The sequence below is a fragment of the Microbulbifer echini genome (assembly GCF_041447225.1).
Lineage (GTDB): Bacteria > Pseudomonadota > Gammaproteobacteria > Pseudomonadales > Cellvibrionaceae > Microbulbifer > Microbulbifer echini.
On sequence record NZ_JBGMEL010000023.1, the window covers coordinates 1 to 16,051 of the forward strand.

At 43.9% G+C, this 16,051-nt stretch carries 14 protein-coding genes and 1 pseudogene; 11 read left to right on the forward strand and 4 right to left on the reverse strand.

From position 1 onward, the window contains the following. Nucleotides 1-170: 170 nt before the first annotated feature. On the reverse strand, nt 171-479 hold the full coding sequence (locus ACCI51_RS17525) for a BolA family protein (RefSeq protein WP_299585956.1): 309 nt from the start codon (nt 477-479) through the stop codon (nt 171-173). 238 nt (nt 480-717) lie between these two features. Beyond that, on the reverse strand, nt 718-1,500 hold the full coding sequence (djlA, locus tag ACCI51_RS17530; RefSeq protein ID WP_371844711.1) for a co-chaperone DjlA: 783 nt from the start codon (nt 1,498-1,500) through the stop codon (nt 718-720). Nucleotides 1,501-1,738: 238 nt separating this feature from the next. On the opposite strand from djlA, the gene ACCI51_RS17535 reads away from it, so the two are divergent. Then, nucleotides 1,739-2,359 (forward strand): hypothetical protein, encoded by a 621-nt coding sequence (locus tag ACCI51_RS17535; protein WP_371844713.1) that lies wholly within the window; start codon nt 1,739-1,741, stop codon nt 2,357-2,359. A 43-nt stretch (nt 2,360-2,402) separates the two neighbouring features. Here the strand turns inward: ACCI51_RS17535 and ACCI51_RS17540 are convergent, their stop codons facing one another. Beyond that, nucleotides 2,403-3,284, reverse strand: a complete 882-nt coding sequence (locus ACCI51_RS17540; RefSeq protein WP_371844715.1) for a LysR family transcriptional regulator — start codon at nt 3,282-3,284, stop codon at nt 2,403-2,405. 137 nt (nt 3,285-3,421) lie between these two features. Between ACCI51_RS17540 and ACCI51_RS17545 the strand changes: the two genes are divergently transcribed. From ACCI51_RS17545 to ACCI51_RS17555, 3 genes are all read left to right on the forward strand, one after another. Then, on the forward strand, nt 3,422-4,069 hold the full coding sequence (locus ACCI51_RS17545; RefSeq protein ID WP_371844716.1) for a hypothetical protein: 648 nt from the start codon (nt 3,422-3,424) through the stop codon (nt 4,067-4,069). 1 nt (nt 4,070) lies between these two features. Beyond that, nucleotides 4,071-4,766 (forward strand): type 1 glutamine amidotransferase, encoded by a 696-nt coding sequence (locus ACCI51_RS17550; protein ID WP_371844717.1) that lies wholly within the window; start codon nt 4,071-4,073, stop codon nt 4,764-4,766. 462 nt (nt 4,767-5,228) lie between these two features. Further along, nucleotides 5,229-5,768 carry a hypothetical protein gene (locus tag ACCI51_RS17555; protein ID WP_299585971.1) on the forward strand — a complete coding sequence of 180 codons (540 nt, stop codon included), beginning with the start codon at nt 5,229-5,231 and terminating at the stop codon, nt 5,766-5,768. Nucleotides 5,769-6,343: 575 nt separating this feature from the next. Here the strand turns inward: ACCI51_RS17555 and ACCI51_RS17560 are convergent. After that, on the reverse strand, nt 6,344-6,478 hold the full coding sequence (locus tag ACCI51_RS17560) for a hypothetical protein (protein ID WP_371844719.1): 135 nt from the start codon (nt 6,476-6,478) through the stop codon (nt 6,344-6,346). A 455-nt stretch (nt 6,479-6,933) separates the two neighbouring features. Between ACCI51_RS17560 and ACCI51_RS17565 the strand changes: the two genes are divergently transcribed. From ACCI51_RS17565 to ACCI51_RS17595, 7 genes and pseudogenes are all read left to right on the forward strand, one after another. Beyond that, nucleotides 6,934-7,473, forward strand: coding sequence for a hypothetical protein (locus ACCI51_RS17565; protein WP_371844720.1), 540 nt, complete (start codon nt 6,934-6,936; stop codon nt 7,471-7,473). A gap of 1,330 nt (nt 7,474-8,803) precedes the next feature. Continuing rightward, on the forward strand, nt 8,804-9,343 hold the full coding sequence (locus ACCI51_RS17570; protein WP_371844721.1) for a hypothetical protein: 540 nt from the start codon (nt 8,804-8,806) through the stop codon (nt 9,341-9,343). A 1,019-nt stretch (nt 9,344-10,362) separates the two neighbouring features. Further along, nucleotides 10,363-10,884 (forward strand): hypothetical protein, encoded by a 522-nt coding sequence (locus ACCI51_RS17575; protein WP_371844722.1) that lies wholly within the window; start codon nt 10,363-10,365, stop codon nt 10,882-10,884. Between the two features lie 984 nt (nt 10,885-11,868). Then, nucleotides 11,869-12,390, forward strand: coding sequence for a hypothetical protein (locus ACCI51_RS17580; RefSeq protein WP_299585981.1), 522 nt, complete (start codon nt 11,869-11,871; stop codon nt 12,388-12,390). Between the two features lie 898 nt (nt 12,391-13,288). After that, a complete protein-coding gene (locus ACCI51_RS17585; protein ID WP_371844723.1) occupies nt 13,289-13,801 on the forward strand; it encodes a hypothetical protein in 513 nt (170 codons plus the stop codon). A gap of 202 nt (nt 13,802-14,003) precedes the next feature. Beyond that, nucleotides 14,004-14,956, forward strand: a pseudogene (locus tag ACCI51_RS17590) (IS30 family transposase). 517 nt (nt 14,957-15,473) lie between these two features. After that, entirely contained in the window at nt 15,474-15,983 is a 510-nt protein-coding gene (locus tag ACCI51_RS17595; RefSeq protein WP_371844724.1) for a hypothetical protein, read from the forward strand. The last annotated feature ends 68 nt before the right edge of the window (nt 15,984-16,051 follow it).

Genomic DNA, 16,051 nt, shown 5'->3' on the forward strand with positions numbered 1-16,051 from the left:
GTCATTTTTTTATTGTGTGATACCTAATTTAGAGCTAGAAAGCTATTTTTCAGAGCTTCCCTAACAACATTTCACGAACTTACACTGTTTCTACTCAGCACAAATACGCTCTGTAGGTGTGCCCGCGTATAAACCAATGTGTTATTTAAAGGCGCGGGAAACCCTAACACTCACCCTTCCTTACTACCACCTTGGCACTCAGGGCTAACAGGTGCCTCACCATCCCACTCATCTGGGGCATAGGTATGCAGAGCGAGCGCATGGATTGGACCAGCCATTTCATCCGCAAGGGCAGCATAAACTTTCTGGTGACGCTGAACTTTTCGAATTGAAGCGAAGACTTCACTAACAAGTACCACGCGAAAATGCATTTCAGACCCAGCTGGCACATTGTGTAAATGGCTTTCACATTGAACATCAATAAATTGAGGACTGAAAGTGGCTGTTAATTTTTCTTCAATCTGGCTTGCAAGACTCATACATTTCCTTCAATAGGTATTTATTAATAAATAAATAGGCGTTAGCAATCTAATACGTAAGCTAAGGGGATTAATACACAGCAAGAAATGGTGGCAATATCACCAACCAATAAGACTGGCACTACCTGTCAAACAATCAGATGATCGGCTTTGCAAATCTGTCCCCATGTTTTACATGGCAGCAATAAAACAGAAAGAGATTCACCCGTTACATTGCCAGGTGCGTAAAACCCCCAAATTAACTAACAACTTTAGCCTGGCTTTTGCGGACTTCAACGATAGCTTCATACGCAACGGTAATACTCTTCATCTGATCTTCGGCGTGACGCATAAATTCTTCGGGCAGCCCCTTAGAGGCCATCTTATCCGGATGGTATTCTGCCGCTTTACGGCGGTAAGCCAACTTCAAATCCTTATCGCTGGTTTCTGGAGAGCAACCAAGTACTGCATAATGTTGCTGAAGATCAGAAACACTAGTCCCCCTGGCATGTCCAAATTGATTTTGCATGGCATCAAAGAGAGACGCATGCAAACCCAGATCTGCGGTTATTTTTCTGAGAATAGCCTCTTCAGAGGCATGCAACTCACCGTCTGCATAGGCAACCGCGAATAAAAGGCGATATACCATTTCCCGCATCGCCTGATTTTGGACCAGCATCCGGTACTGTTTCGCGTAGTCATAGATGCTGTATTTATCGGTCTTAGCATTTTCAAAAATCTGGATTGCGTGTTTGCGATCCTCAGTGCCCAAACGTAAATTATTCTGGATAAAGTCCTCTATCAGCTGGACTTCTGCTTTGGATACCTGCCCATCGGCCTTGGCCATCTTCGCCAGCATCGAAAATAAGGTGACGATAAATACCTTCTGAGCACCATCTTTATTCAAGACCGCGGCAGCATTACCCAGGCGCCTCAAACCCGACCCGAAGGAGCTTCCAACCCAGGCACCCAGTGCCGCCCCAATGGGCCCACCAAACATAAAACCGAAACCGGCACCTATTCCCGCCCCTAACCAGGACATACTCTCTCCTCCGAGCGCCAAATAGCACTCCAATATCAGGTAAATCGATCAACTAAAACTCAGCTATCTTACCACGTGTAAGAGAACGTCAGTCGAAAATTATGACCAGATAGTCAAAACCATTTCTCACCGGAATGGCATCGCGATCTCTGTCCGGCACATTTGTCCTCTTAGCAGTCTCCAGCGATCTGCCACAATTATGTACAGGGCATTCTCTTAGGAAGTGGGGAAAGGCTAAATGAAACTGCGAAGAGCGGCAGGCTTATTGCGCCACCTGACAATAAGCGCATTTATATTGCTGGTTTTGACAGGGTGTGAAAACCGGCAGGATATGACTGGTCAAACGCCAGAGTCTCAGGCCTCCAAAGTGGATACTACTGGCCATCAGGATTGGGAGACGATCGTAGAAGTTCTCCTCCACCCCCGCTGCCTGAACTGTCACCAAATGGAAATGCCCCTGATCAAACAGGGCTCACCCCATGTACCCCGTGTAGAGCGCGGCCCAGACAATATGGGCCTGGGAACAATGCGCTGTAGCAACTGCCACTCCAATCAAAACAATGCTGTGACCGGTGCGCCAGGTGCACCAGGCTGGGCCATGGCGCCAATCGCCCTTAATTGGTCCCAAAAATCCTCGGCGCAGATATGCCAATTACTGACCACCCCGCAAGACAATGGCGGCCGCTCTCCAGCGCAACTAATGCAGTTTATGAGTGAAAATCCACTGGCACTTTGGGGCTGGAATCCCGGCGGTAACAGAGAACCGGTAAATATTCCCCATGACAAGCTGGTGACAGCACTACAGGGATGGGTAGCCGCAGGAACACCTTGCCCACCCGGAACACCACCGTCACAGTAATGTCTCTATCCTGGCGGACTCTCACCAAGCCCGCCTCAATCCTTTAAAGAGCCATTACCAGACCTTTCAGCCAACTCTCATCGTTTCCACGCCAAGCAATAAAGAGTTCCTCCTCAGCCTGAGGCGGTATTCCTGTCACTTTTACCCTAATTCCACCGATATCCTCAGCAAGAGTTTCCGGCAAGAAAGCTAGAAATTTTCCATTTTTAACCAAGCTCGTAAGGGCGCCATAATCATTCACGACAGCCTGGACCTTGCGTAGTGGCAGCCCCTCACCCCAACCGTCACTCGTAAGCCCCCTCTCTTCACCGCAGAAGGGAGAAATTCGTGGCGCCACAAATGAGTAACACTGGAGCGCCTCCACTGACACCTCCGCGGTGCTCTTATAGCCAGCCACCAGTGGGTGGGTGGCGCCCGCTGTAACACACATCCTTTCAGTACCCAGTTTGCGCGTTGAAATTCTATCTGGCACCTGCCCCAAAACCGCCCCGGTAATCAGCGCCAAGTCCACTTCACCTCTAACCAACATTTTCAGGGCCAACGATTCATAGGCCGAGGTCAATGAAAGGCATGCCTCAGGGTGAGTATCAGTAAGCAGAGTCTGTATGGAAGCCGCCCAGATCAACTGCAGGACTGCCGGAGCCGCCACCCTACACTCAGGAAAATGACTGGAGCCGGCAATTTCTGCCTGAGTTTGTCGTGCGATTGCTGTGATTTCTGCCGCTCGCCCCTGTAAGCGGCGCCCAGCATCGTTAATCCTGATTTGCTTGCCTACTCGGTCAAATAAACGGGTATTCAGTGCGCTTTCCAGACGGCGCAAAACCTTGCTCAATCCACCCGGCGTCGTATCCAGACGGTCTGCAGAGCGCTGCAGGTTTTCCGTTGCAGCAATAACGAGGAATTTCTCAAGATCTTGTATTTCCATTTTGGAATCAAATGCAGCCATTAATGAATCGATTGATCACTAATGTACGTTTAGAATCGAGAAAATCCAAGCTTTAGGGGCTATCGCAATCCCAATCGCAGAAAGCTTGGCCTCTCAATGACAAGAACTGAATACTTATGCACAAATTCTATCGACCCTGGATTTTTATTTTCTATTCCGTTTTATCTCTAATGCCTTTACCCGCTTTTTCAGACGATTCAGTCGGCACCCACGGCATGGTGCTGTTTTCAGTCGATGGTCAACTCGTAGCCTCCCATATGCCGCTTCACGGAGGGCAACACGCCCGCCAACTAATCATGACCTTAGAGTCGGACAATAATAAAGAAATCATCAAGCTGATCCAGAGCGCGCAACGCGTTACCTTAAAACCGGAAACCTTCTCTTTAAATCGTTTGCGTAATGGGAGCCTCAATACCTTTAGAGGGGATGTCTTCAAAGGCCATTTTGAACGAAAAGGCAAAATTCACTTAAAAGCTATAAGGTTCAGGGTTGCTAATAAACTACTGGATTCCCCCCTTAAACAGCAAAGAAATGGTCACTATCGGCTGTTAAACCTTGGACAAGAAAATCTGCTTATCCACGAAATCGCCGCCCCCCTCAGCTTTGACCAGATACTGGCAGTTACCGCAGACTCATCGACCCCCAAATCCATCAATACTCGCAGTGAACTTCCCATTTCAATAACCCACTGGCCAGACAGTCTCAAAGAGGCGGGTATTACGTTTCGTCAACAGCTCTATTTTGAAACACAGGACTTCCAATAAAATGCAGGAACCAATCCTTATTATCCAGCACGAAGAAAATGAAGGCCCAGGGTATATTTACGACTGGGCTCGCCAATATAAGATTCCAATAAAAACCATCAACCCACAAACAACGGCATTGCCAAAGCTTGGCTTTCGTGGCGTCATTATTTTGGGAGGAATGATGAATGTGAAAGACCACAAAGCACTACCCTGGCTTACCGGCGAACTGCAATGGGTAAGGAAGACGATCGACCATAAGACCCCCATTGTCGGGATTTGCCTGGGTGCGCAAATCCTCGCCCACGCACTGGGAGCCGAAATTAAGCCAATGGAACAGGAAGAATTGGGCTGGCACTCCATTAATTGGACACTAACACAAGCTCTCACCATAGATAGGGTATTCCAGGCTCACAACTATTATTTTGACATTCCAGAAGGAGCCAAACGTTTGGCAAGCTCCAAACTCTGCCCAAACCAGGCTTTCTCCTACGGGAAGAATATCCTCGGTTTACAATTTCATCTGGAGTGGTCACAACATAAAGTCGCACAACTATTCCCAGAATATCTCCAGGAATACGAATCAAGTGTAAAAGACCACACGGCTAGCCGTGAGTTACTCTTTCAGTTGCTGAACAACCACTTTCTCTATAGAACAACAAAAAGTAAGAATTCCGAACCTTCACTCAGAAAGCAGGAAATCTATCTCAGCGACTAGTAAATTCTTCCTAGCTCCCCGAGTAAAATTTCATGCCTTACATATCAAATCATTTCTTTCATCCGAGTTCAGAGGTTTATTACCACGCATTATATATACTCCCCGTACAAGCCTTAGTTAAGTTGTTTTGAAAGCATACAAGGACAAAAAATTATTTTAAGTGGATACAGGGTGTAGGAAATCACACAACCACACCACACAACCCATCACATCCCCTCAAGAAAAACCCTTGAAACACATCACAGCAAAAAAAACGTTAAAAACGCGAAAAATAAGAAATTACTCTCAGTAGCTAGTAATTAATTCCTGAATTCACCCGGAATATAACTCCGCATTATCTCCCATAAATTTTAGCGGCTATCATTTTTAGGCCAACGCATCCTAACGAGCGCCACCGCCCAAAACTTGCTTTGGTTCTGTTTATCTACACAAGACTGTCTGTTTTCTTCAAGGAAGGTACGCATGAAAATTTTCACCCCCAAATTATTAACATCGATAGCGGCAGCCAGCCTGGCTCTTGGTTCCGCTACGACGGCCCTCTCCCAAGTGTCGGACAGCGAAATCAGTATGATCACGCTGACCTTTATGCAAAATATCGACATCGCTTTTGTGGATCCGGTAACCATCGCAGATCCCACCCCTGGATTTCCAGCTGTAGGTGAAGATACATTCTGCGTGGCCGGAACTGGCTTTAGCACTTTCAGTATTACTTTTTCGAATCCTGATCCCGGAGCACCAGGATTTGAGCTGCAGTCTGCAGTGGCTGGCGCTCCCCCAATTTTTTATGAAGTATTCTTTAAAAACGACCTTAGCCCAGGTTTCGGGGTACCTGTTGCACCCGAATCGCCCCTCCTAGGCAACCTAATCCAAACAAGCGTCTGCGCAGACCCTACCTCTGATAATGCAAAATTTAATATTGAAATTCCCTTTCCCGAATGGGATGGTAGAGAGAGTGAAGGCCCATTTACAGGCATGCTAGAACTCACCGTAGTCTCTGAATAAGCTCTCCACCCAGATTTACTATGAGCTGCTCCAGAATACATTTCTGGCGCAGCTCTCTATACATGCAATAAATATTGTGTCTGATTCATCTTCCAAATAAGGGGCTCACCTATTTCATTAGTGAGCTTATTCTTCGGCACATTAACAGCAGATCACTCAAAACCCATCAGAATTTAACGGTTATCACATTAATACCAAGGCATTCTGCCAAAACACCTTCGTCAATTAATCTCTTTGCTATTGGCCTCAGTGGAAACGGCGTAAATTTTAACACAAGAAAGTATTGGCAACTCTCTTCACGTTTAACTCTCTCGCATCATTTACCTCCAAAATTTACAACATCACTATGCCCGTACTATCCAATATGGATACGATATAAATACAGTTGCATAGACATTAAAGGGTGGCATTGATTTAAGTAGTATCAATCTCAAATTCAATCTCAAATTCAATCTCAAATTCAATCTCAGGAGAGAGTATAACCACTCAAAATACCCCCCTATGTATAACAGTGGCTTCTGCGCTTTTAGAAATGGCATTAGGATCTTTAGTATTACGCTTTCTAATTTTTTCACTCACCCAGTGCCCTGCTCTAGGCAGGGATATAGAATGGTATCCTGACCAGCCCAAACCAGGCGTTCCGGTATGGAAACAATATCCTCGTTTGCCATTCCATCTGGGTTATCCACAACATATAGTCGTACAGCCACTCCCAGAATACCTCCAAGATGCTCCAGAAAATTTTTATGCCTTTTATGTCTTAATATTTGACCTTTTAAGCTAGACCAAGAGATTCATTGCTATTAATTATATATCCCGACACAAACCTTAGTTCGGCCTTTGCAAAAGGACAAAAAATTACTTTATATGAATATAGAGCGCAAGTAATTACACAACCAGTCACGACCACCCCAAAGAAAAAATCTTCAAAACACACCACAGCCAAACAACGTTAAAAACGCAACCAACCAAAAATAAGAAATTACTCTCAACAGCTAGTAATTAACTCCTGAATCCACTCTCGAAACAACTCCACATTATCCACCATGAATTTTAATAGCTATCATTTTTAGGCCAAGGCCTCCCAACAAGCCACACCACCTAAAAATTAATTTTGCTCTATTGAACAACACAAGGTTATCTGTTTTCTTCAAGGAAGGTATACATGAAAAATTTTACCCCCAAAATATTAACATCCATAGCGGCAGCCAGCTTGGCGCTTTGTTCCGCTACGACGGCCCTATCCCAAGTGTCGGATAGCGAAATCAGCATGATCACGTTGACCTTTATGCAGAATATCGATATCGCTTTTGTGGACCCCGTAACGATCGCGGATCCCACCCCTGGATTTCCAGCTGTAGGTGAAGATACTTTCTGTGTTGCCGGAACTGGCTTCAGCAACTTTAGCATCGTATTTATAAATCCTACGGGTACAGGCCCAGACTTTCTTCTAGAGCCCGCAGTGGCTGGCACCTCCCAAATCATGTACCAAGTATTTTTTAAGAACGACACCTCCCCAGGACCGGGAATACCTGTTGCCCCCGGCATGGCCATTCCGGGAAACCCAATCCAAACAAGCGTCTGCGCAGCACCTGCCGATGATAATGCGAAATTTGATATTGAGATTCCCTTTCCCGAATGGGATGGCAGAGAGAGCGATGGCCCATTTACAGGCATGCTAGAGCTCACCGTGGTTTCTGAGTAAACTAACTCCACAACATAATTTACTATGCGTTGCGCCAGAATCTATTTGTGGCGCAACTCTCTGATAATGCACAGCAGGGATTTTATCGTCCTCTAAATTAAGATAACCTTCTTTATTCGTAGGTTATCTCCTGGTCTAGATTGACAGCTTTTCATTCTAGGCTCCCCAAAAAACTAACGGTTATCACATTTAAACCAAGGCACTCTGACCAGATATCTTTGTCGACTGGTCTCTTCGCGGTTAGCTTCAATGGAATTTTACAGCTTTTAACACAAGAGAACATTAGGTAACTCTTTTCATCTCTAAACCCCAGACATCCGCTTCCTCCCAAGCCTGCGACTTTGCTATGCCGGCATTTTCCGACCTGGATAGGGCATCAAATACAATCACATGGATATTAAAGGTTCATAGTGATTTAAATAGCATTAATAACACAATCTCTTCAAGCTCAACCTCAGGAGATAGCATAAACACTCAAAATACGGCCTATATTCATGGCAATGACTTCTGCGCTCTTAGAAATGGTATTAGGATTTTTAGCATCACACTTTCTAATTTGAGCACCAATTCTGTGCTCTACCCTAGAGAGTAGGCAATGGTATTCCACCCAGCCCAAACCAGGTATTCCTCCAAGGGAACAATATCCTCGGCTTGCCATTTCATCTGGATTGGTAACAATATAATGTCGTACGACTATTCCCCAAATACCTCCCCCAAGAGAGTGAAAAACCATACATCTAACCGTGACACACGCTTTAAGCTACTGATCAATCATCTTACTTTTAAAACAGCAAAAAATAGGCGGCCGGTCTTTGCTCAAACAATAGGAAATTTATCTCACTGGCTAGTAAATTCTTCCTAGACATCCGAGGAAACCTTCACACTTCTTTATAACTAAACCTTTATTCTTTTAAATAGAGTTAAGAGGGCTAACACTATCTATTATATAAATCCCAGCACAAACCTTAGCTAAGTGGCTGTCGAAGCATGCGAGGACAAAGCTTACTTTTTGCGGATACAAATCCGAATAGGGCGCAGGAAATTACACAACTACACAAACCATCACGATCACCTTTAAAGCAATGAAAAGCGTTTAAACCATACGGTAAGCAAATAACGTAAAAAACGACCAATAAAAAATAAGCAAATATTCTCAGCAGATAGTAATTAACTCCCAAATTCGACTCGAAAACATCTCAGTATCTTCACCTTTAAATTTTAACGGCTATCATTTTTAGGCCAACGCATCCCAACGAGCGCCACCGCCCAAAAATTGCTTTGGTTCTGTTTATCTACACAAGACTGTCTGTTTTCTTCAAGGAAGGTACGCATGAAAATTTTCACCCCCAAACTATTAACATCGATAGCGGCAGCCAGCCTGGCTCTTGGTTCCGCTACGACGGCCCTCGCCCAAGTGTCGGACAGCGAAATCAGTATGATCACACTAACTTTTATGGAAACTATTGACATCGCTTTTGTGGATCCGGTAACCATCGCAGACCCCACTCCTGGAATGCCTGCTACAGGTGAAGATACATTCTGCGTTGCCGGGTCCGGCTTTTCCGGTTTCAGTATCACTTTTTCGAATCCCGATCCTGCAGCAGTAGGATTTGTGCTACAACCTGCAGTGGCTGGCACCGCCCCAATTCTTTATGAAGTATTCTTTAAAAACGATCTTAGCCCAGGTTTGGGGATACCTGTTGCACCCGACTCACCCATCCTGGGAAACGTAATCCAAGCAAGTGTCTGCACATCGCCTGCTGATGATAATGCAAAATTTGATATTGAAATTCCTTTTCCAGAATGGGATGGGAGAGAAAGTGATGGCCCATTTACAGGCATGCTGGAACTCACCGTAGTCTCTGAATAAGTTCCCAGCTCAGAATGGGAAAATCGGGAGACCGATGGACCATTTACAGGCGTCCTATTGATCACAGTGGAATCTGAATAGGTTCTTACGCCCTACCTTATTACGTTTTTGCTACGCCAGAATTCATTGCTGGCGTAGCTCTATAAGAGTATGGAACATCGACATCTATAGCGACTAAGTGAAACCCTGCATTACATACAAGTTTTATACAAAAAAACCTAGATTTTTATCACAACCGAAACACTCCAATTAGAGCATTACTGCTGTTAATTCAACGCCAAATCAACACGTATTCGCAAAAGCGGCTAATAAGACAAAAACCCCACAGGAGTCTGATCACGGCTCTAAAAAATTCACACCCAACGACTCGCTTCATCTCTATGATTCCAGATAAATTCTCGATTCCCCAGCTCACCTATACCCCTATATCCCTATATCCCTATATCCCTATATCCCTATATTCCTATACTGACACAGTCATACCGCGTACAGAAATATTGATCAGTAAAATTTCGGTGGAATCATCAGCAACCCATGGGCAGGATGCTCAATACCTAACTCCATACGCTTTTTAAAACTCAGCGAGGATTTGCCATTGGTAGTCTTGCAAAGGCTTTCTTGCAATAAAATTTTCGGCTCATAGTGGCACCTTTTTATGCCTGGACACCATAATGACAGGGCCCTACCAAACCTCCTGCTAAGAACCGAGATTCATCTTGTGTTTTCTATAAAAATATCGACAGAGATATCCAACTAGGGAATTAACAATACACTCACCATAACCACAAAATCCCTTCAAATACATATTTTGATTTAGCTAGAATTGAGAAGGTAACAATTTCTTCTCAGCCGCTAGTAAATTTTACCTGAATCCACCCTGCGAGCAACGCTCAGCCAAGCCTTCCACTATCATTTTTAAACCAAGGTATTCTTGCCGTTTAATTTCACTCACGTTTACCTTAGGTAACGCCTTCAATACTAGCGCTCGCAGTATTGCTTTTAGTACAAGGAGGTTTCTTGTGATTTCATTCTCTTCAAAATCTATTCTATCTGCGATAGCCTTAGCCTTCGCACTTGGATCAGCCACTTCAGCTTTTTCCGCCACAGATACGGCTCAAAGCACGATCACATTAACATTTAGCGATTTCATTGAAATAGACAACGTGAACTCTGTAACTATTGCAGACCCTGCAGCCGGAAGTCCTGCGACGGGGTCAGATACTTTCTGTGTCGCAGGAAGTGGCTTTAATTTTTTTAGCATCACATTTTCCACTGATGACCCTGCCATTCCAGAGTTTCTTTTGTTGAGCAGCAACGGTAGCCTACCAATTGCATATCAAGTCTTCTTTGCTAACAACCCAACGGGGACAGCTATACAAGTCTTTCCCAATGATCCCTTGCCGGGGCAATCTATAGAGGCCAGCAACTGCTCTAACGATACCGCAAGGTTTGATATTGAAATCCCCTCCGCCGAATGGGAAAACAGAGAGTTCGACGGCCCATTTACAGGGGTTTTGATGATCACCGTGGAGTCGGAATAAATTCCTCAGTACCCCGTGGTATTTTAACTTACCTGCGCCAGAAGTCCTATCTGGCGCAGAACCCCAAAGTGATAATTACGATAGTGGCAAGACCCGAATCAAGCACAACTTGAAAAATTATACCTGAAGGAAATCAAGATATTCTCCTTCCGATAACCATAACGCATTCTTCAGTAGCCTAAGCAATACCTCCAAACCAATGCATCTATATTTTTTGCACCTTTACCAGCCCTGAATTTCACGCGAGGTTTAGTTATACCGGTATTTTACTTCATGTCGCCTAGGGTAAGTGCAATTGAGCTGGCATTTCCGAATGTGATTATTGCTGACAACAGGAACCACGCTTACGGATTCCGCATAAGAATGCCCATCAACGGACTTGGAGGCTTTTTGCAACCCCGAAAAAATAGATTTAATGCCTCTGGCATCATATTTCATACTACTGGAACAGAAACAAGATACGTACTTACAAGCAGTAATACTTATTACAAACTGAGCGTCTATATACGCCAATAAAACCCTTTATTTACAGCGCCATCCAGAGCGAAAATAACAAAAACTCACACCTTTAATCCCGAAGTGTAGTCAGAACCAGAAACCACCAAGAAAGAAGGTTTTAGCTAAGTTAAAGAACCCCTCCATACATGCCCCTGCAAAATCAAGAGCCTGCTTGGCCCGTGCTCTTCAATAGTAAATTCATTTCAAATACTAGTGAATTTTTCTCACTCCTAAAATATCACATCAAGGAGCAGTAATAACAGATCAAAAATAACACTTAAATCCACAATCCACAATCCACCCCCCAAATAATGAGAATTTATTCCTAACAACTAGTAATTTACTCTCTAATTCAAAAAAAAAATCAACTCCAGAAACAAATACGGCTAATATTTTCAGGCCAAATTAATCTCCGAGCATCTTATTTTAACTTGGCTTTCGCCACGTTCTTTTAGAGATAATGTTTTCAAAATAAGGAAGGTTGTCGTGAATATTTTTAACCCAAAACTTTTAACATCTGCAATTATCACCAGCCTGGCACTTGGAACAGCCACACCCGCACTATCTCAAGCAACCGATAGTGCGACAAGTATGATCACCTTATTATTTAATGAAGTGATTGATATTGCTAATGTTGACGCAGTAACCATTACGGACCCTATCTTAGGAACTGATGCTATGGGGTCAGATGCTTTCTGCGTTTCAGGCAGCGGATTCAGCACTTTTAGTATCACATTTGCCAATGCGGGTACAGACCCAGCTTTCTTTCTCCTGAGTAGTAATGGCACTCCAGAAATTCCATATGATGTTGGTTTTTCAAACAGCGTTACTGGACAAGGCACAATTGCTTTAGCTGGAGTACCTCTAACAGGAAACACATTGAACTCAAGCAACTGTATAAATGACAACGCCAGATTTGATATCTTCATCCCATTTTCTATTTGGGACGGCAGACAAGCCGATGGCCCATTTATAGGAACGCTCATGATCACAGTGGAATCTGAATAACTGCACTGCATAGAATTCTTTTATAGCCGCACCTGAAAAGCTCCAGTGTGGCTATAAAGCAAAACACACTTTCGATACACTACAAAAAGAAACCTAATTAAAAAACCACCTGGGTTTATTCTGAAGCACATCACAGCCTAATCCGCTGGCGCAACCCCTAGCCGTTCATTAACTGACTTGGCGTTTTCTATTACAGCCTTTTTTCTTGGGTGAGGATTTCGTCTTCTTAAGAGCTTCTCACCCTGGCTTGCGTAACTTTCTTTAAGCCTGTCTCTTTCGAAAGTATTAGCGTGGCAAACTGTTTGGTTTTCATTCCCCCTTTCCATAAAAGCTGCACCCCCCCTTTTTTCTGTGCCAACCTTGGATGGTATCCCTTTTCACCAGCACCGCTGATCAGCTCCCTATTGATGGTTGATTAACTTACGTATACAGCTATTCCTTTTTTCTCAAACCACTTTTGACAACACTGACATATTTACGAATAGCTCAGCTCTTTTTAGCGCTTACCCGCCCCTGCATTTTTTACTGGAAAGATACGAATAAAGCTACCTGTAGCCGGCCTCTTTCTCTACCTTGCCAACGGATACACCTCAGAAATTAAGCCAAGCCATACAAATTCAAGCAATAAAAAACGCCTAAAAATTTACTACAGAGAATATAACCTCTAAAGACGACTCAACCAAAAGCAAGAATTTCATCACAGCAATTAGTAATTTCCTCCCAATAACTAGTACTTTTTTCCCGAATTTAAGGAAAATTTCGCCTTGCGATATAACTCTAAAATTAAACAGCTATCATCTTCAGACCAAAGCATTACCACCAAGCTAACTCACTAACAACTGCCTTGGTGTTGCTTAGGATATAAGATTTATTGATTTTCAGCACAAGGATGTTTCTGATGAATTTTTTTCCCACCAAGTCATTGGTTTCTGTAATTTCACTTGCCGTGGCGCTCGGTTCTACTATGCCTGCGTCCTCTCAAATCTTCTCTAGCGCACAAAGTCAGATCACTCTGAGCTTTGTTCAATCTATTGATATCACTAATGTTGATAATCTCGACATCACCCCGGTGGGCACCAATGATGCGACCGCTGTGGATGATTTTTGTGTTGCCGGTAGCGGCTTCCCCACGTTTGGTATTACATTTGGTAGCGCAGCTGAACCCTTCATACTTGCGAACGCCAATGGCGTGCCGCTTGCGTATAATGTCGACTTCGCTAACAGCCTTGTTGGCACGCTTAACCCCGTAATGGCCGGTGTTGTCGTTCCAAACCAGACAATCCAAGTTGCTAGCTGCACTGCTCTGAATAACGCGCGTTTTCAAGTTACGATTCCAGCCTCAGAGTGGGTGCCCGTGCAAAATGAGGGACCTTTTATCGGCACCCTGTCGATTCTGGTTGCTTCCGAATAAAGTTTTAAAGCGCAGTAATTATTTAAAGTGCACACTCAACCATTTTAACTATTCTATTGCCTACGCCAGGATAAACGGCTGGCGTAGGCCATTCAAATCAGGCTTGGTTTCGGATAATAAGTGCAATTGGTAAAGGAGGACTCAGCTGGTTGAGTCGGCACCTCTCCCGACTAGGAGAAAGGCACTGATGAGCCACTAACAACTGAACGAGAACGAACGATACCAGATTTACAGCCTAAGAAAAGTCGGACACTCTCAGAAAGCAATAGCACAATTGTTAGAGAGGCATCCCTAGACGATCAGCCGAGAGCTACGACACAATATAGGCTTGTAAGGATATCATCCAGGGCAAGCACATTAGTTTGCAGAACTAAGGCGTCAGCAAGCGCATAAGGCATAGAAAGTGACTAATGGCCTGCGGCAACAAATAGAAACTCTAACCCGGAAAGAATTAAGTCTCCAGCAATCTGCAAGCTATTTAAAGAGACATACCGGTGTATCGTTACATCATGAGACGATCTACCAACTAATTTATTTAGATCAGGAAATGGTGGAGACTTATACAAGCATCTTCGGATTGCATCAAAACCTTATCGCAAGCGATACGGTAAGTATGATCGACGCGGAAAGATCAAAAACAAAGTATGCATAGATAATCGACCAGCTGTTGTAGACCGAATGAATCGGATTGGCGAATGGGAAGGTGATACCGTTATAGGCAAGGGGCGTGGCGGAGCCTTGCTGACTATGGTTGAGCGCAAAACGTTATTTACAGTTATTATTAGGTTTACTGGCAAACGATCAGACTTAGTGGCTGAAGCCGCCGTTAGCCATATGGTGAGCTCCAAAGATAAAATCAAAAGAATCACCTTCGACAATGTTCTTGAATTCGCTGGCCATGAAACGATTGCGGAGGGCTTAGAAGCTGATATTTATTTTGCTCACCCATACTCATCTTGGGAAAGAGGAATTAATGAGAATATTAACGGCCTCATTCGGCAGCATTTCCCAAAGGATACAGATTTCAATAAAGTAACAGGCGAGCAGGTTCAATTTGTAATGGATCGCCTAAACAGTAGGCCAAGGGCAAGTCTGGGTGGAAGGTCACCGAATGAGCTATTTATGGGACTGCAAGACAATCTTCTTACAGCATGAAAGCATTGCAGTTATTACTTAAAATCAGACCCTATTAAAAAATTAATATTTAATATTATCAATTAACTCTCTCTCGGACCATTTTCCACAAGTTACGCAGAATAGACTCCTGACATACTCTAAAAAAATGATGAAAGGGTTCCCGAGAACGCGATGGCAGGAATACCTATTCCCAAAGTAGACTTCAAGCAACCAATTGAACAGATGATAATGCCACTTTTGACATAGTCATCCCTGAAAATGAATGGGAGCCCAATCAAGCTTTCGCTTCTTTTACCCCCCCCAATTAGGCCACCTAGCCGTCATCTAAGCTCACAAAAAAACTCATCGAAAATAGGAAAACTTTCTCATAAGCGATAAGGCTTCACTTTAAACCACCAAATAATAGCTGGCAAAGGTCCAACCTCTGATTACTGACTATTCTTTTTATACCAAGGCATTTTCAAAATGAAAATTGTTTTTCGCTTTGGATTTTTCAACAGAAGCGTTGTTGAGTTTTAATGCAAGGAAGTATCTGATGAAGTTTCCCACCCCAAAGACTCTGATATCTGTAATTTCACTGAGCGTAGCACTTGGCTCATCTATCCCTGCGCTTTCCCAAGTCACAGATAGCGCGCAAAGCATGATCACCCTGTCGTTTGTTGAGTCCATTGTGATCGACAATGTCAACGACCTCAATATAACCCCAACAGGTCCCAACCAACCTGCTACAGGGCTGGATCTCTTTTGTGTCGCCGGTACTGGGTTCCAAACCTTTAGTATTACATTTGGTAGCACAACCATGCCTTTTGAACTTTCAAACGGCACCTTTATAGTTAATTACGACGTATTCTTTGACAACGACCTTTCTGGTATAATAACTCAGGCATTTGCCGGTGTACCTATTCCAGGGCAGATGATTCAGAATAGCGATTGCGCATCTGATAATGCTGCCTTTGAAGTCTCCATCCCTGCAGCAGAGTGGCAACCTGTGCAAAACCAGGGACCTTTTACTGGTATCCTATCGATAATGGTCGCATCAGAGTAATTTATTAAAAAAGCAATTAATTTTTCTCTTTTAAACAAGTGCTTACCAAGTAAGCTTCGAACGTTACC

Coding starts and splice junctions, on each gene's coding strand:
- ACCI51_RS17585 (WP_371844723.1), top strand. CDS start 13,289: ATGAATTTTTTTCCCACCAAGTCATTGGTTTCTGTAATTTCACTTGCC.
- ACCI51_RS17565 (WP_371844720.1), top strand. CDS start 6,934: ATGAAAAATTTTACCCCCAAAATATTAACATCCATAGCGGCAGCCAGC.
- djlA (WP_371844711.1), bottom strand. CDS start 1,500: ATGTCCTGGTTAGGGGCGGGAATAGGTGCCGGTTTCGGTTTTATGTTT.
- ACCI51_RS17545 (WP_371844716.1), top strand. CDS start 3,422: ATGCACAAATTCTATCGACCCTGGATTTTTATTTTCTATTCCGTTTTA.
- ACCI51_RS17555 (WP_299585971.1), top strand. CDS start 5,229: ATGAAAATTTTCACCCCCAAATTATTAACATCGATAGCGGCAGCCAGC.
- ACCI51_RS17570 (WP_371844721.1), top strand. CDS start 8,804: ATGAAAATTTTCACCCCCAAACTATTAACATCGATAGCGGCAGCCAGC.
- ACCI51_RS17540 (WP_371844715.1), bottom strand. CDS start 3,284: ATGGAAATACAAGATCTTGAGAAATTCCTCGTTATTGCTGCAACGGAA.
- ACCI51_RS17525 (WP_299585956.1), bottom strand. CDS start 479: ATGAGTCTTGCAAGCCAGATTGAAGAAAAATTAACAGCCACTTTCAGT.
- ACCI51_RS17550 (WP_371844717.1), top strand. CDS start 4,071: ATGCAGGAACCAATCCTTATTATCCAGCACGAAGAAAATGAAGGCCCA.
- ACCI51_RS17535 (WP_371844713.1), top strand. CDS start 1,739: ATGAAACTGCGAAGAGCGGCAGGCTTATTGCGCCACCTGACAATAAGC.
- ACCI51_RS17595 (WP_371844724.1), top strand. CDS start 15,474: ATGAAGTTTCCCACCCCAAAGACTCTGATATCTGTAATTTCACTGAGC.